Raw genomic sequence first — 20,550 nt, 5'->3', positions numbered from 1 at the left:
ATTAATTTATTAGGCGAGCTTGCGTGCGCCGTCACTGATTACTACATTATATAACTTAGGTTCGTGACCAAATTTTGCAGTGTAAGATTCGAATGCTTCTTTTACGAATGCATCATATTTTTCTTCTTTCACCAAGTTGATTGTACAACCACCGAAACCGCCACCCATTACACGTGAGCCGGTTACACCGCATTTCTTGGCAACATCATTGAGGAAGTCCAATTCTTCGCAGCTGACTTCGTACAATTTGCTCATACCGTGATGTGTTTCGTACATTTTCTTACCTACGGTTTCGTAGTCGTCTTTTTCCAGCGCGTCGCAAACGTCGAGTACGCGCTGTACTTCTTCGATCACATATTCAGCACGCATATAATCTTCAGCGCTGATGTCACCTTTTACTTCGTTCAGCATATCCATTGTCGCATCGCGCAGGAATTCGACTTCCGGATGATTGCGGCGGATTGCGGCGGCGGCGTTTTCGCAAGACTGGCGACGTTTGTTATAAGCCGAAGATGCCAGTTCGTGTTTAACGACTGAATCCAGCAAAACCAATTTGTAGCCGACCGGATGGAACGGGAAATATTTATATTCGAGTGAACGGCAATCCAGACGGATCAAACTTCCTTCTTTTCCGAATACGGAAGCGAACTGGTCCATTATACCGCAGTTTACACCGCAATAGTTATGCTCCGTAGACTGGCCGATTTTAGCCAATTCAAATTTATCGATGTTCAGGGAGAACAAGTCGTTTAAAGCAAATGCATAGGTACTTTCCAATGCTGCGGAAGAGGACATGCCTGCACCCAGAGGTACATCGCCCGCAAACACGGTGTCGAATCCTTGGATCTGCCCGCCACGTTTGATGATTTCGCGGCAAACACCGAAAATATATCTTGCCCAACTTGCTTTTGGAGCGTCTTCTTCGTTCAGACCAAATTCTGCGTAGTCATTCAGGTCGACAGAGAATGCACGAACTTTACCTGTACCGTTCGGTTTGATTTCGGCAATCATACCTTTGTCGATCGCACCCGGAAATACGAAACCTCCGTTATAATCAGTATGTTCGCCAATCAGGTTAATACGGCCCGGAGATGCATATACGCTACCTTCTGTTGAGAATAACTCCTGAAATTTATTTCTGATTTTTTGTCTCATGATAGATTTGTTTTTAATTAGGTTATTAAACAATTGAAGAAATTATCCGACTACAAATATAGTTAGATAATTTCTTCAATCATATAGTTACACTTGTTTTTTTATTCTACAGGAATGTCCTTGTTTACGTTCTTGCAACCAACCAAAGCATAGAACAACAGATAAGCCAGCGCAATCAGAATAACTACATAGCTGGTCATAAATCCGGACATGTCAGCGATTTGACCCTGGATCAGCGGTAAAATACCACCACCGCAAACCAATACCATGAAGATACCGGAAGCTGCTTCCGTATATTTACCCAGACCTTCGACAGCCAGGTTAAAGATACCACCCCACATGATAGAAGTACAAAGACCGCAAAGCGCCATAAACATGATGCTGATAGGAACTTGCGCCACACCGAATGAAATGTCGCTCTTGAATACCGGCATGCTTACCATTGTCGTGATCGGACAGATAAAGGCAAGGATAATAAACAGGATGCCGACACCCGATGCCACTGTAAGCATGGCCTTACTTGTGAACTTGGCTCCCAGAGAAGCACCTACCAGACGTCCGATTAACATTAAGAACCAGTAAGTACCAACTACCGAACCGGCAATTGTTGAGTCGATTGCCAGACCGCCGCCAGCTTCAGGTGTCATCATGAACAGACCTGCGAAGTGAGGAATACCGACTTCGATACCTACATATACGAAGATTGCCAACGCGCCTAATTTGAAGTGACGGAATGCAAGCGGGCTGTGTTCGTTCTTTACATTGTTGTTTGCTTTTGCCAAACTCGGTTCCGGGATATTCATGATGAATAATACCAGGAATGCCACGGCGAAGATAGCCATTGCGATGTACAGAGCCGGCAATGCTTTAGCAATCGTACGTTCTTCAACGACGGTTCCCATCAAATAACCAACCAAAACCGGAACGATAGTAGCTGATACCGAGTTCAACGAACCACCCATCTGGATTAACTGGTTACCTTTCTTACCGCCACCGCCTAATGTGTTCAACATCGGGTTTACGACTGTATTCAACATACACATGGAGAAACCGGAAACAAATGCACCTGCAACGTAAGTGGCAAATCCCATTTTAGAGGAAAGAACTTGAATACCGACACCTACAAAACCGACTACGATTGCAATCAATGCCGTCTTTTTGTAGCCGATCTTCTGCAAAAGCATACCTGCCGGAATACCCATGAAAGCATATGCTATAAAGTTTGCGAAGAAACCCAAAGTAGCTTCAAAATTGGATGCCCCGAACTCATTTTGAACAATTGCCCCGAAAGGTTGGGGCAGACCCGTAACGAAAGAGATCATAGCGAACAATGCGAACATCATCGCTATAGGTAATACATAACTTTTCTGTTTAGTTGACTCCATTTCTTTTTAGATATTTAGATTATTAATTATTTAGGTCGATTGAATAGGCTTATTCTACTGTGAATTTGTAGATCGTTTTGCTCTGGAACGCTTCGTCCGGACGTAAAACGGTGGACGGATATTCCGGTTTGTTCGGGCTGTCGGGGTAGTGTTGTGTTTCCAGACAAAGAGCGGCACGTGCCGGATAGCGCTGGCCGTTCTTTCCGACAAAATTGCCGGTCATCCAGTTGCCCGTATACAATTGTACGCCCGGTTGTGTGGTATAGCATTCCATTACGATGCCGGTTTTGGGCGATACGCAACGGGCACAGAACGACAGTTCGTTTTCTTCTTTTTTATTTAATATATAGGTATGATCATATCCTTTGCCGAAATTCAGCGCTTCGAAATCTTCGTCGATGCGTTCGCCCACTTCGTGCGGAGTACGGAAGTCCATCGGAGTCCCTTCCACTTTTTCTTTCGGGCCGTAAGGAATGGCGGTGTCGTCTGTCGGCAGGTAATAATCCGCATTGATCGTCAGTTGATGATCGTAAACGGAAGGATCGCCCTGGCCGGAGAGGTTGAAGTAGGAGTGGTTGGTCAAGTTCAGAACGGTTGGTTTGTCTGTTACTGCATGATACATGATCACGACTTCGTTGTCATCGGACAGATGATAGGTCACGGTCGTATCCAGCTTTCCGGGGAAACCTTCTTCGCCGTCGACCGATGTGTATTTCAGTTCTACCGTCTGGTCGTCAATCCGGTTCAGGTCCCAGACAACGGAATTGAAGCCTTTCAAACCGCCATGCAGGCTGTTCGGTCCGTTGTTGATAGCCAGCTTATCGTACACGACACCATCCAATGTGAATTTTCCGCCTGCGATACGGTTGCCGTATCGTCCGCAGATAGCTCCGAAATAAGGCTCTTCGGATACCAGGTATTCGTCTATGGAATTGTGTCCTGTCACTACATCGGTTAACTTCCCGGACCGATCCGGTACCATAAGCGATACAATCTTTGCACCGTAGTTGGTAATGGTAAGTTCTGCTCCTTTGTTATTTGTAAGGATGCATAGCATCGTCTCCTTGCCGTCTATTTGCTTGCTGAAGTTAGCTGCAGTTAAGCCAGACAGCGTGCTTTCGTTCTTCATGTAAATATATTTTCAAAATTGTGTGTAAAATTACTCTCTTCTTTGTATTCATGCACTACTTTAAAGATGTTTTATAGCATAAAACGGCTTTTTGTCTACTAAAATGAACGATTTGTCTCCCTTCAATCAGAATTATTAGTGTACATTTGTAACTAAATAATCTTTGTATTCACAGAAAAACACATATCTATGACAAAAAGTATGAAAAAAGCCATTTCCCTATGTCTGTTTAGCATGGGTGTTGTCAGTTTAATGGCACAAAGTAATGAATTTAAGATAGATGTGCAGAAAACAGGTGCACCTATCCAGTCGACCATGTACGGGATCTTTTTTGAAGATATCAATTTCGGTGCAGATGGCGGTCTGTATGCCGAACTTCTCAAGAACCGTTCTTTCGAGTTTGAAAACCCATTCGGGGGCTGGACGCCTTTCGGAAATGTCAGTGTACAGACCAAGAATCCCTGTTTTGACCGTAATCCGCATTATGTCCGCCTTTCTTATGAAAAGGAACTGACCGGAACCGGCCTCGACAATGAAGGTTTCAAAGGAATCGGTATTCGGGAAGGAGAGAAGTACGACTTCTCTTTATATGCCCGCACCCAGTCCGGTACGTCGGTCAAGTTGCGTATAAACCTGGTGAACAGCCAGAACGACCTGTACGAGCAAAAAGAGATCGAGGTGAGCGGCAAGGAATGGAAGAAATACACGGTTGTCCTGACGCCGGGAGCGACGGAAGCCCGTTCCCGTCTGCGTATCACGATGGAGACGAAAGGAACCGTCGACCTCGAACACATTTCACTGTTCCCGCAAAAGACATTCAACAACCGTCCGAACGGTATGCGTGCCGACTTGGCACAGGCTTTGAAAGATCTGAAACCGGGTGTCTTCCGCTTTCCCGGCGGTTGCATCGTGGAGGGGACGAACAAGGCTACCCGCTATCAGTGGAAAAACACGATCGGCCCGGTCGAGAACCGTCCGATCAATATCAATCGTTGGAACTATACGTTCTCGCATAAGAAGTTCCCGGATTATTATCAGTCTTACGGCCTGGGCTTTTTCGAATATTTCCAGTTGAGCGAAGACATCGGGGCGGAACCGCTTCCCGTGTTGAACTGCGGCCTTTCCTGCCAGTATGAGAACCAGGACCCGAACGAGAATTGCCCGGTGGACAAGCTGCAACCTTATATCGACGACGCCCTCGACCTGATCGAGTTTGCCAACGGCCCGGTAACCGGCAAATGGGGAAAGATACGCGCCGATATGGGGCATCCGGCTCCTTTCAATCTGAAACTCATTGCTATCGGCAACGAACAGTGGGGACCGCTTTATCCCGAACGTCTTGAACCGTTTGTCAAAGCGATCCGTGCCAAATATCCGGAGATAAAGATTATCGGAAGCTCCGGCCCGCAGTCGGAAGGAGAGGATTTCGATTACCTCTGGCCGGAAATGAAGCGTCTGAAAGTGGATTTGGTGGACGAACATTTCTACCGTTCTCCCGAATGGTTCCTGAACGGAGCCAAACGCTATGATTCGTATGACCGCGAGGGACCGAAAGTGTTTGCCGGCGAATATGCCTGCCATCCTGCCAACCGCGAGAACAGTTTCCTGACCGCTTTGTGCGAAGCCGCTTTTATGACCGGTTTCGAGCGGAATGCAGATGTGGTGCATTTATGCACGTATGCCCCGCTTTTCGCCCATGTGGACGCCTGGCAGTGGCGCCCGGACCTGATCTGGTTCGACAATCTTTCGCTGGTAAAAACTCCGAACTATTATGTACAGCAGCTATATGGCCATAATGCCGGTACGAATGTTGTTCCGCTGACCATGCAGGGCGAACCGGTCACCGGACAGCAGGATTTGTATGCCACTGCAGCGGTCGACAAGCAATCAAACGAACTTATCATCAAAGTCGCCAATACCGGAATCCGTAGCAAGCGGATCAAGTTGAGCTTGAACGGTCTTTCGGGCGGTAAGCATAAAGGGACGCTTACGTTGCTCCATTCTTCCGACCTGGAAGCCAAAAACACGTTGTGCGATCCTTCGGCGGTAGTTCCGGTCGTTTCCGATATCGAGATGGAGGCCCCGCAGGTAGAAGTGATCTTGAAACCGCTCAGTTTCTCAGTTTATCGTATCAAATTATGAAATCTTATTTAATAATAATGGCCTTGTCACTGACCGTTTCCGTGCTGCCGGCACAGGAACTTTCGGTGACAGGCCCGGATCAGCACCTGAAAGTACAGGTTTCGCTGAAAGACGGGAAACCGGTCTACCGGGTTAGCTATAAGGATAAAACGGTTTTGGAAGATTCCCCTTTGGGACTTGTTTCGAACGCCGGAGACTTTAGCCAAGGCTTGACCTGTGTGGAGCATAAGGAAGGCCGGATAGACAAGAGCTATGTGCAGGACCGTATCAAGCAGTCGAATATCCGTTATCAAGCAAATGAATTGACCTGTACGTTCGCTAATCCGGATAAGCAGAAGATTGATGTCATTTTCCGTGTCAGCAATAATGATATCGCTTTTCGCTATGTGATGCCGCGTTATGGGGAAACCGGCAGTTGTGTGATCGAGAAAGAAGCTACCGGCTTCGATTTCCCTTCTTATACGACAACCTTCCTAACCCCGCAAAGCGATGCCATGATCGGTTGGAAACGGACGAAACCGAGCTACGAGGAGGAATACAGGGCGGATGCTCCCCTGTACGAACGCTCGCAATACGGACATGGCTATACTTTCCCCTGTCTGTTCCGCATTGGCGATGATGGTTGGGTACTTGTCAGCGAGACGGGCGTCGATAGCCATTATTGTGCTTCACACTTGAGTGACGCTACGGCAGACGGCTTGTACACGCTTGCTTTTCCCATGCCGGAAGAAAATAATGGAAACGGGACGGTTGCTCCCGGTCTGGCTCTTCCCGGCTGTACTCCGTGGCGCACGCTTACCGTTGGTGAGACGCTGAAACCGATTGTCGAAACGACCGTTCTCTGGGATGTGGTGGAACCTCTCTACGAGACGGAGCACAACTATCGTTTCGGGCGGGGCACATGGAGCTGGATTCTCTGGCAGGACGGAAGCATCAATTATGACGATCAGGTGAAATATGTCGATCTGGCTGCTGCAATGGGATATGAATATGTTCTGATCGATAACTGGTGGGATACGAACATCGGGCGCGACCGTATAAAATCGCTTGTCGAATATGCGCATAACAAGCAGGTGGATGTATTCCTGTGGTATAGCTCCAGCGGTTACTGGAACGATATCGAACAAGGCCCGGTCAACTGCATGGATAACCCTATTGTCCGCAAACGCGAGATGAAATGGCTCCGCAGCTTAGGTGTGAAAGGCATCAAAGTCGATTTCTTCGGTGGAGACAAGCAGGAGACGATGCGCCTGTACGAAGCGATCCTGAGCGATGCGGACGATAACGGCCTGATGGTGATCTTCCACGGCTGTACCCTTCCCCGCGGCTGGGAACGCATGTATCCGAATTATGTCGGGAGCGAAGCCGTCTTAGCATCCGAGAATTTGATATTCAACCAGCATTTTGACGACAACGAGGCCTTTAACGCCTGCCTGCATCCGTTTATCCGGAACGCTGTCGGCTGTATGGAGTTCGGGGGCGTCCTGTTGAACAAACGACATAACCGGACGAACGATGGCGGTACGGTTCGCAAAACAACGGATATTTTCCAGTTAGCAACGGCTGTCCTGTTCCAAAACCCGATTCAGAACTTTGCCATTACGCCAAATAACCTGACGGATGTTCCCGCTTTCGAAATAGATTTTCTAAAGCAGGTTCCGACCACATGGGACGAGACCCTTTTCATTGACGGTTACCCCGGCAAGTATTGTGTCCTGGCTCGCCGGCATGGTGACAGATGGTATGTTGCTGGTGTCAATGCAGGCAAAGAACCTTTGAAGCTGAAAGTATCCCTTCCGATGATCGCCGGAAAGAAAGCCACTGTCTACGACGATGATAAGAAACGCAATCCCCGTATGTCGGAAACCGTTGTAAAAGCCGATGGGGAAATGCAGCTGGTTATCCAACCGGAAGGAGGCGTTATTGTTGCAGCCCGCTGAGATAGTTTGTAGGACACTAATCTCGCAGATGGAGGTGTGTCCTCCGGTTTCTGTCCCCTCCCGGACGAGATGTAAGGATAGATAGGGGCGTAAACAACTGATTCTGCTTAAATGTTATTTCCGTGATGAGAAAATTTGAGCAAATATGTCAGTATTACAAGAGTATGCTTGTTTGCCTGCTGTTTGTCCTGCCGTTCCTTTTCTGTACGAGTGTGAATGCGGGTGCAGTTGCGGCGAGGCAGGACACTGTGAGGCGTTCGATCTATCCGCAGGATATGAAGAATAAAAGTAATCTGTATAATAAACTTTGGGGCGTACATTATCGGGCACTCTATTCGACTCCGGTCACTGCGGATGCTGTTACGCTGCAAACACTTCAGGGCGGCATGGAGATCATGGAGCAGGCGGAAGACTTCCATGCCCTGATTCTCTCTAACCGGCAGAACCGCTTATATATGCTCAAACCGTTAGGAGGTTCGACCAGTTTTCTTGAATCCAAGTTTTTCCGTGAGATATATAATAGGAACGATTTTAAGGGAACCTATCTCGATGAGTTTATCGGGGATGCTTATACCATTATCAATCCTTATACCTTCCTTGCTGCCGACCGGATGGCACAAGCTTCCGGTCTGAATTTCAATGATCCCCGCATCTATTTCATGCAAGGCGGAGAGGTGGGAGATACGATTGCCGATGGAACCGGCATTCGCAACAGACTCGTCAGCCTCCGGAATGTGCCCGACACCGCTACCCAAAAGAACATCCTCTCTACCGGGGACTTACTCAAACAGATCCGGCAGAACAAATCCCGCCAGGTGAACCAGGAAGAATACATCACCGGACGCCTGTATGACATGTTGATCGGTGACTGGAACAAAATCCCCGAAAATTGGAACTGGCAGGCGGTTTATACCGCCGACAGCATCCTGTTCAGCCCGATCGTTATCGACCGCAGCCATGCCTTTACGAAGATTGACGGTCTTCTTTTCAAACGCATGCTGAAGGTGTTGGGACTCGGCTTCATCACGAACTACAGCAACCACCCGAAGGACATCGGGGAGATAAACACGCTCGGTTATACCCTCGATATGGCATTGGCAAGCAGTGCGGACGAATCGGTATGGACGACTCAGGCCCTCGCTCTCCAAAAGAGCCTGTCCGACTCGGTTATCGATGAAGCGTTTTCAACTCTTCCGCCGGAGATACAGGGGGCTGAAACGGAGGCTATAAAAAAGAAACTGCTTATCCGCCGCGATAGCCTCCCGTATATGGCGCATCGCTATTATAAGAAATTGCAGCGTACGCCTGTCCTGACCGGGACGGAAGGGGACGACCGGATCGTGCTTGAACGTTTCGGTCGTGACAGTTTGTTGGTCCGTATTTATCCGCGGGAAGACTCTGTTCCTTCTTTTCAAAAGAAATATGCTGCTAAGGAAACGGCAGAAATCTGGTTGTACGGTCTGGACGGGAATGATGAATATGAGGTGAAGGGAAAGTCGAAGCGCGAGATCCCCGTTTATCTGATTACAGGTCCGGGACATAACACCTATAAGATGGAGAAGGCACATAAGATTCGTATTTACGCTTACGATGCCGACCGGGAACAACTGGATGAGATTTCCGGTGTCCATAAAATCATATCGGACAGTCCGGCTATTCATACTTATGATTACGAAAAGGTAAAGTATAAGGAATTGGACTTCACGCCGTGGGGCTTCTATGATTCGGATGTCGGCTTTAGTTTGGGAGCATTCTTTACCTATACGATGTACGGATTCAAGCAATCGCCTTTCACCTTCCGTCATCGTGTTGGGTATAACTATCTGCAAGGCTTTATGTATCAGGGGACGTTCCCTTTTTATGATGCCCGGAAGAGTTTCAACTTGGATGCCTTTATCGCTTCGCCCCGTAACTTCTTCAATTTCTTCGGTTATGGGAATAATACGGAAGGATTTAAAGATGAGGGTAAAGCCTATAACCGTGTTACGCTTCGTCAGTATTCGGTGGTTCCATCTTTCCGGATGGAGATAAAAAAAGACCGGCAATTGACATTGTCCGCTTCGTTCGAGATGTATAAGGCAAAACATACGGAAGGCCGGTACATTAATCAGGTACTTCCGGACAGTCACCCGGTTTTCGGAATGAACCTATTCGTCGGAGTAGAGGCAGACTGGCGGATCAGGATGGTTCCGTCAGCCTTTATCCCGGAACTGGAAGTCGAGGCTTCGTCCGGTTGGAAAATGAACCTGAAGGATGTCAGGCGCAATTTCCCGTACTCGAAGTTAGATGTTTCCGCTACGTTCCGCTGTTCGGACCGCTTCTCGGTCGAAACAGGGGCGGAGGTGAAATTGCTATACAATAACAAATACGATTTTTACCAGGCAGCCGGCATAACTTTGCGCGGATTCAGGGATAACCGCTTCATCGGCAAGCAATCTTTCTATCAGCATACCGACTTCCGCCTGGATATGGGGAAAATCAGGAATCCGTTCACGCCGCTTAAGTACGGGTTATTCGCCGGCTTCGATTACGGGCGTGTTTGGTTTCCCGACGAGCATTCCCGGCGCTGGCATACTTCCTATGGGGGAGGGTTCTGGCTCACGATCGTCAACAAAGTGACGACGCAATACTCCTGTTTCGGCTCCGAGGACGGAGCACGTTTTCTGTTTGCGATACGACTGGGCATTTGATCCCTTTTTAGTATATTTGCGGCCTAATGCTTTTACGTTATGAGGAAAACTAACTTAGTAACTTTCTTTCTTTGTTTCCTGAGCGCTTGGCTGAATGGGGCTGTTCCGCCCTTCTCTTTCTCTTCCTTGAAGCTCGAAAGCGGTTTGTCGCAACTGTCCGTCCTGAAGATCCATCAGGATAAAAGCGGTATCATGTGGTTTGCCACCCGCAACGGCCTGAACCGCTACGATGGCAATTCTTTTGTCGTGTACAAGCATAGCAACGGCGACTCGTCGAGCTTATCCAGCAATCATATAACGTCTCTTGCCGAGGACGATAGCGGTAACCTCTGGGTAGGTACGATGAACGGGCTTAACCGGTTGGATCTGAAAACGGACCGGATTACATCTTATAATGATATGCCTGCCTACGCACAGTCGCCGATCCGGAATACCTGGATATCATGTCTGCATGTCGACAAGCAGAAACGTTTCTGGGTCGGGACAAACAAAGGACTTTTCTTGTACGACTATATAGAGGGGACGTTTAGCCCGGCGAACCTGAACGGAAAACTGCCGAAAGATCAGATTATGGCGATTAGCGAAGACCGGAACGGGAATCTGCTGATCGGAACTTATGAGAACGGTCTTTATATTTATGACGGTAAGCAGCATTTCTTATCACATTATTTTAAGAACACGACGCCCCTTTCGCTAACCGGCAATAATATCTCGGCGATCCACGAAGGGCCGGACGATTGCCTGTGGGTAGGCTCGCGGCAGTCGGGGCTGAGCCGGATCGACACGAAAAGGAACACCGTCACCCACTTTACCGTTCAAAACGGCGGCTTGGGAGACAATTCGGTCCGTACGATCGATACCTATAACGGCAAAATAGTCATCGGAACCTACAACGGCCTCAGCCTGATCGACCCGGCGGACGGTTCCTGCACGACCTATACGAATTTTGACGAGCGTAAGGGCGGCCTCAGCCACTTTTCCATCTTTTCGGCCTTTGTCGACAAGGCGAATACGCTTTGGATCGGGACCTATTCAGGCGGCGTCTGTTACAGCAATCCGTTGAACAGCCGTTTCATGTTTTATGACCTGCAGAGCAGTCCGGACAAGCTATTCGGCATTTTTGCAACGATGGCATACCAGCCCGGCCATACATTGTGGGTAGCGTCGGAGGGGAGAGGATTGCTTTCGTTCGATCTTGAAACGGAGAAGTTCGAACGCTACCTGCTGGACGTGCGTCCGAACGCATTGAACGACCGGAACATTATCAAATCTTTGTTTTTAGAAGGAAATACCCTCTGGTGCGGTACGCAGAAAGGAACCCTTTACCGTTTCGACATGCGGACGAAGAAATTTTCCCTCTTTTATTCCTTCGACCAGGAAATTAGCATCTACACAATTGCCCGCTGCAGCGATGGCGCGCTGTGGGTAGGGACGACAGACAATACCGGCATCACCCGCTTCCTGCCCGACGGCACGGTTGCACCTGCTGACAGCTTTTTCCGCCAACTGCCGAGCGTGCGCAGTTTTTTAGAAATACGCGACGGCGTCTATCTGATAGGCATGCACCTGGCCGGATTGGCGATGTATGACTCCCATGCGCATAGCTTGGTGACCTATAAAACCGGCAAAGAGGGCCCTTATAAGCTGTATAGCGACCATGTTTCCAATATCGTGCGGGACAAGAAGGGCCGTATCTGGATCGGAACGTTCGGAGGCGGATTCTGCCGTTTCGACGAAGAAAACGGGATTGTAGAACGCCTCACCGCCCATGACGGGCTGAGCGACGATAACATCAACTCGATGATCCCAGGCGATGACGGCAAACTATGGATCAGCACGGGAAACGGCATATCATCCTACGACCCCGAATCCCGCATCTTTAACAACTATACCGGAAAAAGCGAGATCCCGGTAAATGAATTCAGCCTGAAGGGCGGAATCAAGCTGCCCGACAACCGGATTTATTTCAGCGGGAGCAACGGTCTTATATCCTTTTATCCGGAACGCCTGAAAGAGAACAGTTTTATCCCTCCGGTCGTGCTGACCACCTTCACGGTCAACAATAAACCGATCCTTCCCGGCGACCCGTCCGGTTTGCTCGGTAAAGTCCTCGACTATACCGAAGAGGTTGAACTCGATTATAACCAGAACAATTTCTCTGTCGGCTATGCCGCTTTGAACTACCTCTATCCGAACCAGAACAAATATGCTTATATGTTAGAAGGTTACGACAACGATTGGAACGATGCCGGTTCCCGCAAGGAGGCATTCTATACGAACTTAAAGCCGGGCAACTATGTATTCCGCGTACGCGCCTCCAATAACGACGGGCTTTGGAACGACGAAGGCCGTTCGTTGGCGATCCGCATCCGCACCCCGCTCTGGCAGACCTGGTATGCTTACCTTATATATATACTGATCGCCGGAAGCATCTTTTATGTGATCTGGTATTACCTGCACATGAAGCGCAGGTTAGAACACGACCTTTTCGAGAAACAGAAGGAGCAGCAGCGGCAAGAAGAGTTCCACCAGTCCAAGATACGCATGTTCACCAATTTCTCGCACGAACTGCGCACACCGTTGATGCTGATCCTTTCACCATTGGAAGAAGTCTTGCAGCGAGTGGACATGAATTCGAACTTGAAAGGCACGTTGCGTCTGGTCTATGGAAACGCCCAGCGGCTTTTGTTGCTGGTGAACCAGTTGATGGATCTTAGGAAGAACCAGAGTGGCAACCTGCGATTGCGTGTTTCGCATAATGATCTGTATCTGTTTACGCAGGAGATATATATTGCTTTTAATCAGATTGCGGTCAAGGAACGGATCGCCTTTCGTCTGGAATCAGATGAGTCGGGAATAGATGCGTGGTTTGATCGTGCTTTGCTGGAAAAGGTGTTTTTTAATCTTTTGTCGAACGCTTTTAAGCATACGGCTCCGGGTGAGTCGGTAACTATTCGTCTGCAATCGCTTTCGGCTACCGGATTGCAGGAACAATATCCCGGCAGGATAGGCGGGGAGGTCCGGGAGGGGTCCCGATATGTCTGCTTGTCGGTAGAGGACACAGGGAAAGGGATAGACGATTCCGACAAGTTCCATATATTTTCTCCTTTCTACCAGGGAACGGATGAAAGTGAGTCGAATACGACCGGAACCGGTATCGGGCTCAGTCTGGTACTCTCTATCGTGAAACTGCATAAAGGGGTTGTATGGGTAGAAGATAACACATCGAAAGGGGCTGTATTCCGTGTCTTGATACCGGTAAACCGCGAAGCGTATGCTCATGAGCAATTTGCAGAAGAGGACTCTTCTGCAAGGAATCCCTACAGGGAAATTGAAGAGGCCGGAAATGAATCCGAAATTCCTGACAATATGCATGAGCGACTGTCTGCCTCCGGTCAGCGTTATACCTTATTATTAGCCGAAGATAATCCGGATGTCCGCCGGTATATCAGCAAGCATCTCGAACCCTATTTCGATGTGCTTGAAGCGGAGAACGGGGTAGAGGCTTTCGACAAGATTGTGGAAACCTTGCCGGACCTGGTGATAAGCGACATCATGATGCCGAAGAAAGACGGTCTGCAACTTTGTTCGGAGATCAAGCAGGATTTACGCACCGGGCATATCCCGGTCATCATCATTACGGCAAAGTCGATGGTCATGCATATTAAAGAGGGGTTTCAGTGCGGTGCGGACGATTATATCGTGAAGCCTTTCAATATGGGAGTCCTGCTGTATCGCATCCGGAATATCCTGGCTTCCCGCGAACGGCTGAAGGAACTGTATGGGAAAAAATTTTCGTTGGAGTCGTTGGGTATCGAGACGACATCTGCGGACGATACATTCATGCAAAAACTGTTCGAGGTGATCGAGCAAAACTTCTCCAACCCAGAGCTTAACGTGGAAACATTGTGCAAAGGAGTCGGTATGGGACGTGCCAACTTCTACCGGAAGTTGAAGGCGATAACCGACCTTTCACCGATCGATCTGATCCGTAACAAACGTCTTGAAATAGCTGCAAAGATGCTGCTGGAAACAGATATGAACGTATCTGAAGTTTCTGTCAATATCGGCTTTAATTCCCATGCCTATTTTGCCACTTGCTTCAAGGCGATGTACGGCATGTCGCCGACCGAATATGTGCAACAAAATAAATAAATTCTATATCATGTATAAATTATTACTATTCGTTATTCTTTTGTCATTCTGCCAATGCAAGAGAGATCATTCATTAAAAGAAGAAGTGACGGATTTACTTCGTGCCGAAATTATCATTCGTGGCGATAAGGCCCTGGCAGAAGAACCTGTGACGATTACTGCTTATAAAGCGGAACGGAGTGCCGGAAGTATTCACGATTTCTATTCCGAAGGCGATTACTGGTGGCCTAATCCGGTAAGTCCGGATAGCGCCTATATACGCCGTGACGGGCAGACGAATCCCGATAACTTTGTTGCTCATCGTCATGCTATGATCCGTTTCAGTTCGTTGATCGGCGACCTGACCTCCGCCTGGCTGGTGACGAAAGACGAGAAATATATCCGGCAAGCGGTTAAACATGTCCGTGCCTGGTTCGTTGACCCCGAAACCCGGATGAATCCGAACCTTCAATATGCACAGGCGATCAAGGGCATCGTGACAGGGCGGGGGATCGGTATCATCGATACGATCCATCTGTTGGAGGTCGTACAATCCCTTATTCGGATGGAACAGGCCGGCGTCTTTTCAGTCGAAGATGCGGTCGGTATTCGTGCTTGGTTTTCCGATTACCTGAAATGGCTGACAACGCATCCTTACGGGGTGGACGAGATGAATGCTAAAAATAATCATGGAACCTGCTGGGTGATGCAGGTAGCCCAGTTTGCTAAATATACCGGTGATCAGGACATAATTCAGTTTTGCCGGAATCGTTACGAGTCGGTTTTGTTGCCCTCACAGATGGCCGAAGATGGCAGTTTCCCGCTCGAATTGAAACGGACGAAGCCCTACGGTTATTCCCTATTCAATCTGGATGCGATGGCAACGATCTGTCATATCCTTTCCGACCGGCAACACGATCTTTGGCAGTTTACGACTGGGGATGGCCGTAATATGCAGAAAGCCGTTGCCTGGTTATATCCGTATATCGCCGATAAGTCAAGTTGGCCTTTTGCCGAAGATGTCATGTATTGGGATGAATGGCCGGTTGCCCAGCCAGCCCTTCTGTTCAGTATCTTCAATTCTCCGGACAACGCTTATCTGGAAACCTGGAAACGCCTGGATCATTTTCCGGTAAACGACGAGGTAATCCGTAATCTACCTATTCGTCATCCGTTATTGTGGCTATGAAAAAGCCTTTCAAAAGCGTATCCGTTTCCTTTTAATATTGTATACCTTTTTGAAAACCCGCTTTCTAAGCGGGTTTTTTATTTATATCCGAATTAAATTTAAAAGCAAAAGAGACGATTTTTAAACAACCCGGAACCTCCTTCCCCTACATTTGCAGCAGAAGAAAAACACATAAGTTTCAATCTTAATAACAGTATTATGAATTACACGTACATGAAAGGTTGTGCCCTGTGCATGACATTGTGCCTGACTTCGGCAGCCCTGCCCGGCATGGCAAAGGCTGAAAGTTCGGCTATCGTAAGTGGAGTCTTGCAATCATCCGTAATAAAAGGGGTGGTAAAAGACTCGAATGGTGAACCTCTGTTAGGGGTTAACGTCCTTGTAAAGGGCACGACGATCGGGGCGGTCACCGACATAGACGGTAACTTCTCCTTCGAAGCCCCCGCCGGTTCCACATTGGTCGTTTCCTATATCGGCTTCAAGCCGCAGGAAATAAAAGTAAAAGGCAACGCCCCCCTGAACATCATCCTGAAAGAAGATTCCGAAGCGTTGGACGAAGTGGTCGTAGTCGGCTACGGCGTGCAGAAGAAAAGCGATGTGACCGGTGCGCTTTCGTCCGTGAAAGGCGAAGACCTGACAAAACTTTCCATCTCCCGCACCGACCAAGCTTTGCAGGGACAGATGGCAGGTGTGATGGTACAGAACAGTGTAGCCGCACCGGGCGAATCGCCTAACATCATTATCCGCGGCGGTAACTCCCTGAAAGGCGAGAATGCTCCGCTGGTAGTGATCGACGGAGTTTTAGGCGGCGACCTCTCCCTGATCGACCCCAACGACATCACCTCTATCGAAGTATTGAAAGATGCTTCTTCCACCTCTATCTACGGTTCCCGCGGGGCGAACGGCGTCATCATGGTAACGACCAAACGCGGGCAATCGGGCAAACCGACGGTTTCTTATAGCGGATATGTCTCGCTTTCGCAGGTATCTAAAGAAATGGATATGCTGAATGGCCGGGAATTATATGGTTTATTGAAAGAAGCACAGGAAAAATATCCTAAGACAGCCTTGAAAATACCGGGTTGGATAGATCCGGACAATTTGAATGATACGAACTGGCAGGATGAAGTGTTCCGTACTGCTCCGGTCACGGGCCATTCGTTGTCTGTAAGCGGCGGAACGGAGACGACGCGCTACAGCCTGTCCGGCAACTACCTCATGCACCAGGGAATTGTGAAGAACTCTGATTTCAACCGTGCCGGCATACGTGCCAATATCGAACAGAAGTTAGGAAAGAAGGTTACGGTCGGCGCGCTGATCAATGCTTCCCGCTCATCGTCTTCCAACGCGAGCGTCAACCAGATGAACGGTTCCGATGGCGGAGGCGTCACATTCTCCGCTCTCGGATTCGGTCCGCTGGTCCCTGTCTACAAGGAAGACGGCAGCTTTAGCGGTCCGTTGAAGGACGGGGCGCAGATGAACAATCCGGTAGCTCTGATCAATGACCAGGTCGTGGATAAATACCGCAATTATTTCCAGGGCACGGCTTTCTTGGAATGGGAAATACTGAGCGGTTTGAAATTTAAGACAGCCTGGACTTATACCTACAGCGACCGTAAACAACGCCAGTTTACTTCCGGAGAGAATCTTCTTTCCTATAAAGGACAGGGATATGCTTATATGAATGACCAGGAAACAACTAACTGGCTCGGCGAAAACACGCTGACTTATTCCAAAACATTCAATAAAGACCATTCCCTGAATGTCGTTGCCGGTTTCACAGCCGAGGCTTCTGACTATTTCAACAATAACAGCAGCGGCAAAGGCTTCGACATAGAGTCGTTGGGGTACTGGAATATGGGTCTTGCCAACAGCAGCCTGCTGTCTGTCGCTTCCGGCGGCAACCATTCTGCCATTGCTTCCTGGCTGGGCCGTGTGAACTATGCTTATAAAGGCAAATACCTGGCGTCTGTCAGTTTCCGTGCCGACGGTTCTTCCAAGTTTGCAAAGAATAACAAATGGGGATACTTCCCTTCTGCCGCTTTGGGATGGCGTATCAGTGAAGAAGATTTCATGAAAGACATTTCCTGGGTCCAGAACCTGAAACTGCGTGCCAGCTATGGTGAGACAGGCAGCCAGGCGATTACGGCCTATCAGTCTTTGGCAAGTTTCAGCACGACCAGCTATGTCCTGAATGGAAATTCGGCGGTGGCGCTTGTTCCGGGTCGTGTTCCGAATCCGGATTTGAAGTGGGAGACAACTAAACAGACGGATATCGGTATCGATTTGAGCGTTTTGGGCGGACGTATCTCTTTGGTTGCAGACTATTATTACAAGAAGACAGTCGATCTGCATTACGACAAGATACTTCCTTACTATACCGGCTATTCTTCACAGACACAGAACATCGGCAGCAAATCCAACAAAGGGTGGGAATTTTCTTTGAATACCCAGAACTTAGTGGGTGACTTTAAGTGGTCTACTTCTCTCAATATCGCCTTGAACCGTGAAAAAGTGCTTGATCTCGGCGATGACGAGTACTTCTATACAAACGGTTCAGGTGGCGCTTTGGGAGCCGGCTTCAATGAGACCGGTATTGTGAAGGTCGGCGAACCGTTGGGTAACTTCTACGGATATGTCTTTGACGGCATCTATCAGAATGAAGCCGAAGCTAAGGCTTTAGGGCTGACGAAAGACGATGTCGGAAGCGTGAAGTTCAAGGACCTGAATGGCGATAACAAGATTACGACCGAAGACCGTACGATCATCGGCAATGCCAATCCTGACTTTATCTTTGGTATCGGCAATGACTTCTCGTATAAGAATTTCGATCTGAGTTTTATGTTCCAGGGTACTTACGGCAACGATGTCTATAATCTGTTGAAGGTGTCTTTCAGCGAATTGCCGAGCAATTCGAATAATACGGGAAATGCTTTCGCCTTTGTAAAGGATTCCTGGAGGGGAGAAGGGACTTCGAATACGCAACAGGCTTTTGACAAGGGCGTGGGACCGTCTTCATCCCGTTTTGTGGAAGACGGCTCTTATATTCGCCTGAAAAACCTGACGTTCGGTTATACTTTGCCGAAATCAGTCACATCCAAGTGGGGAATCTCCAACTTACGCTTCTATCTGAGCGGGCAGAACTTGTTTACGATTACCGGCTATTCCGGTTATGACCCGGAAGTCAGTTCACGTACCGGAAACTACAACTTGGGTTTTGACGGCGGTAGTTATCCGGCAACCCGTTCTTATACTTTCGGATTGAATCTTACATTATAATTAAACCATTAATAAAAAGATAAAATGAATACATATATAAATAAAGCAATTGCAGGGCTGTGCTCCCTGATGCTATTGATGAGCAGTTGCGAGTCTTTCCTGTCGGAGGAGCCGAAAGATTTCCTTTCGCCGGAAAACCTTCCGAACACGGAGGCCGAATGTAATATGCTGCTGATGGGGTCGCTTTCTTATTGGCGCAGCAATAATTTCGAACGGCATATTAACTTTATAGCCGAAGCGACGACCGATGCGGTTGTCAGCGCAACAGCCAACAATGTCGCGCGCGATGAAATGAACTCCCTGACCTGGCAAAGCGACAACGAGAGCCTTTATAAGCCCTGGCAGCAGTTTTATGCTTGTATCAATGCTTCCAACATCATGATCGAGAAGGTTCCGAATGCCTCGAAGGTTTCGGATGAGGTTAAAATGCGTTATGTTGCAGCAGCCCGTTATATGCGTGCCATGTCTTATTTCTATTTGGTGCGTATCTTTAATGATGTTATTTATTTAGATACGCCGGTGAATGATTTTACCAGTGCGAATAACATGGCAAAGACGCCGGCAAAGGAAATCTATAATAAGATTGTTGAAGATTTGGAATATGCAGAGGCTAATCTCCCTGTCAAATGGGATTCCGGAACGGAACGTCCGACTGTCGCTGCTGCCAAGTCGTTGCTTTCATGGGTTTATATCACGATGGCGGGCGAACAGGTCAAAGATAATGCCATGTGGGCAAAAGCAGCTTCTAAGGCGAAGGAAGTTATCGATAATGCCGCTGCTTACGGCGTTAAGCTGGAAGAAAACTATGCCGATCTCTGGCTTGTCGACAACCGGTATAATAAAGAATCGATCTTTGCCCTGAATTTTGCAGACGGGTTAGGAGATAACCAGTGCGGAGCCGAATGGCGTCCGACGAGCATCGGATCTGAATCCGGATGGGGATTCTTCTACGTCAAACAGTCCTATATCGATAAATTTGATGATAACGACAAGCGGAAATCAGCAACCTTCCTGACCGAAATCGTCAGTACGGTGGATAATAAGACCTATACGACTGAAAATTTCGGAAGCCCCTATCCACATGGAAAGAAATGGTGTGATGGAGGCCGCGAAGACTTCTCACAGCGTAACAAACGTACGGATATGTATATCCCGATCATCCGTTATGCCGATGTCCTGCTGATATTTGCCGAAGCGGAAAACGAGGCCAATGGTCCGACGGCCGCTGCTTATGATGCCGTGAATCAATTACGTGCTCGCGCCGGTTTGGATCACTTGTCGGGTTTGTCCAAAGAGGCTTTCCGCCAGGCAGTCCGGAAAGAATGGACGCTTGAAACGACTCATGAACGGATTTATCGTTTCAATTTGGTTCGCTGGGGCACTTATCTGACGGTGATGAAGGAATATTTCCAGGAAAACTTTCCTGAAAAGGTGAAAAATGTAACGGAAGAACGGTTATATTTCCCTTGTCCGGAACATGATGCATTGATCAATCCGAATTTATAGA

10 protein-coding genes are annotated in these 20,550 nt (G+C 48.3%); 7 read left to right on the top strand and 3 right to left on the bottom strand.

Annotation, left to right across the window (positions count from 1 at the left end; translation table 11 throughout):
- Positions 1-9: 9 nt before the first annotated feature.
- From galK to H8S65_RS13845, 3 genes are all read right to left on the bottom strand, one after another.
- Entirely contained in the window at positions 10-1,155 is a 1,146-nt protein-coding gene (galK, locus tag H8S65_RS13855; RefSeq protein WP_222616295.1) for a galactokinase, read from the bottom strand.
- Positions 1,156-1,256: 101 nt separating this feature from the next.
- On the bottom strand, positions 1,257-2,540 hold the full coding sequence (locus H8S65_RS13850; protein WP_186930523.1) for an MFS transporter: 1,284 nt from the start codon (positions 2,538-2,540) through the stop codon (positions 1,257-1,259).
- Between the two features lie 49 nt (positions 2,541-2,589).
- Positions 2,590-3,669 carry an aldose epimerase family protein gene (locus H8S65_RS13845; protein ID WP_186930522.1) on the bottom strand — a complete coding sequence of 360 codons (1,080 nt, stop codon included), beginning with the start codon at positions 3,667-3,669 and terminating at the stop codon, positions 2,590-2,592.
- A 189-nt stretch (positions 3,670-3,858) separates the two neighbouring features.
- Between H8S65_RS13845 and H8S65_RS13840 the strand changes: the two genes are divergently transcribed.
- The 7 genes from H8S65_RS13840 to H8S65_RS13810 all read left to right on the top strand — a co-directional run bounded on the left by H8S65_RS13840 (position 3,859) and on the right by H8S65_RS13810 (position 20,549).
- Positions 3,859-5,811 (top strand): alpha-L-arabinofuranosidase family protein, encoded by a 1,953-nt coding sequence (locus tag H8S65_RS13840; RefSeq protein WP_186930521.1) that lies wholly within the window; start codon positions 3,859-3,861, stop codon positions 5,809-5,811.
- On the top strand, positions 5,808-7,751 hold the full coding sequence (locus H8S65_RS13835) for a glycoside hydrolase family 97 protein (protein ID WP_186930520.1): 1,944 nt from the start codon (positions 5,808-5,810) through the stop codon (positions 7,749-7,751). Before H8S65_RS13840 ends, H8S65_RS13835 begins: the two co-directional genes overlap by 4 nt.
- 125 nt (positions 7,752-7,876) lie before the next feature.
- Complete coding sequence (locus H8S65_RS13830) at positions 7,877-10,441, top strand: hypothetical protein (protein WP_222616297.1); 2,565 nt, start codon at positions 7,877-7,879, stop codon at positions 10,439-10,441.
- Positions 10,442-10,480: 39 nt separating this feature from the next.
- Complete coding sequence (locus tag H8S65_RS13825) at positions 10,481-14,596, top strand: hybrid sensor histidine kinase/response regulator transcription factor (RefSeq protein WP_186930519.1); 4,116 nt, start codon at positions 10,481-10,483, stop codon at positions 14,594-14,596.
- Positions 14,597-14,606: 10 nt separating this feature from the next.
- Positions 14,607-15,764, top strand: coding sequence for an alginate lyase family protein (locus H8S65_RS13820; protein ID WP_186930518.1), 1,158 nt, complete (start codon positions 14,607-14,609; stop codon positions 15,762-15,764).
- Positions 15,765-15,962: 198 nt separating this feature from the next.
- Positions 15,963-19,043, top strand: coding sequence for a SusC/RagA family TonB-linked outer membrane protein (locus H8S65_RS13815; RefSeq protein ID WP_186930517.1), 3,081 nt, complete (start codon positions 15,963-15,965; stop codon positions 19,041-19,043).
- A gap of 24 nt (positions 19,044-19,067) precedes the next feature.
- On the top strand, positions 19,068-20,549 hold the full coding sequence (locus tag H8S65_RS13810) for a RagB/SusD family nutrient uptake outer membrane protein (protein WP_186930516.1): 1,482 nt from the start codon (positions 19,068-19,070) through the stop codon (positions 20,547-20,549).
- The last annotated feature ends 1 nt before the right edge of the window (position 20,550 follow it).

The sequence above is a fragment of the Parabacteroides hominis genome (genome assembly GCF_014287585.1).
Lineage (GTDB): Bacteria > Bacteroidota > Bacteroidia > Bacteroidales > Tannerellaceae > Parabacteroides > Parabacteroides hominis.
This window is presented reverse-complemented; position numbering and strand designations above follow the sequence as displayed.

Excerpts from the sequence above, each read along its gene's own strand:
- galK (WP_222616295.1), bottom strand. The coding sequence starts at position 1,155 with ATGAGACAAAAAATCAGAAATAAATTTCAGGAGTTATTCTCAACAGAA.
- H8S65_RS13850 (WP_186930523.1), bottom strand. The coding sequence starts at position 2,540 with ATGGAGTCAACTAAACAGAAAAGTTATGTATTACCTATAGCGATGATG.
- H8S65_RS13845 (WP_186930522.1), bottom strand. The coding sequence starts at position 3,669 with ATGAAGAACGAAAGCACGCTGTCTGGCTTAACTGCAGCTAACTTCAGC.
- H8S65_RS13840 (WP_186930521.1), top strand. The coding sequence starts at position 3,859 with ATGACAAAAAGTATGAAAAAAGCCATTTCCCTATGTCTGTTTAGCATG.
- H8S65_RS13835 (WP_186930520.1), top strand. The coding sequence starts at position 5,808 with ATGAAATCTTATTTAATAATAATGGCCTTGTCACTGACCGTTTCCGTG.
- H8S65_RS13830 (WP_222616297.1), top strand. The coding sequence starts at position 7,877 with ATGAGAAAATTTGAGCAAATATGTCAGTATTACAAGAGTATGCTTGTT.
- H8S65_RS13825 (WP_186930519.1), top strand. The coding sequence starts at position 10,481 with ATGAGGAAAACTAACTTAGTAACTTTCTTTCTTTGTTTCCTGAGCGCT.
- H8S65_RS13820 (WP_186930518.1), top strand. The coding sequence starts at position 14,607 with ATGTATAAATTATTACTATTCGTTATTCTTTTGTCATTCTGCCAATGC.
- H8S65_RS13815 (WP_186930517.1), top strand. The coding sequence starts at position 15,963 with ATGAATTACACGTACATGAAAGGTTGTGCCCTGTGCATGACATTGTGC.
- H8S65_RS13810 (WP_186930516.1), top strand. The coding sequence starts at position 19,068 with ATGAATACATATATAAATAAAGCAATTGCAGGGCTGTGCTCCCTGATG.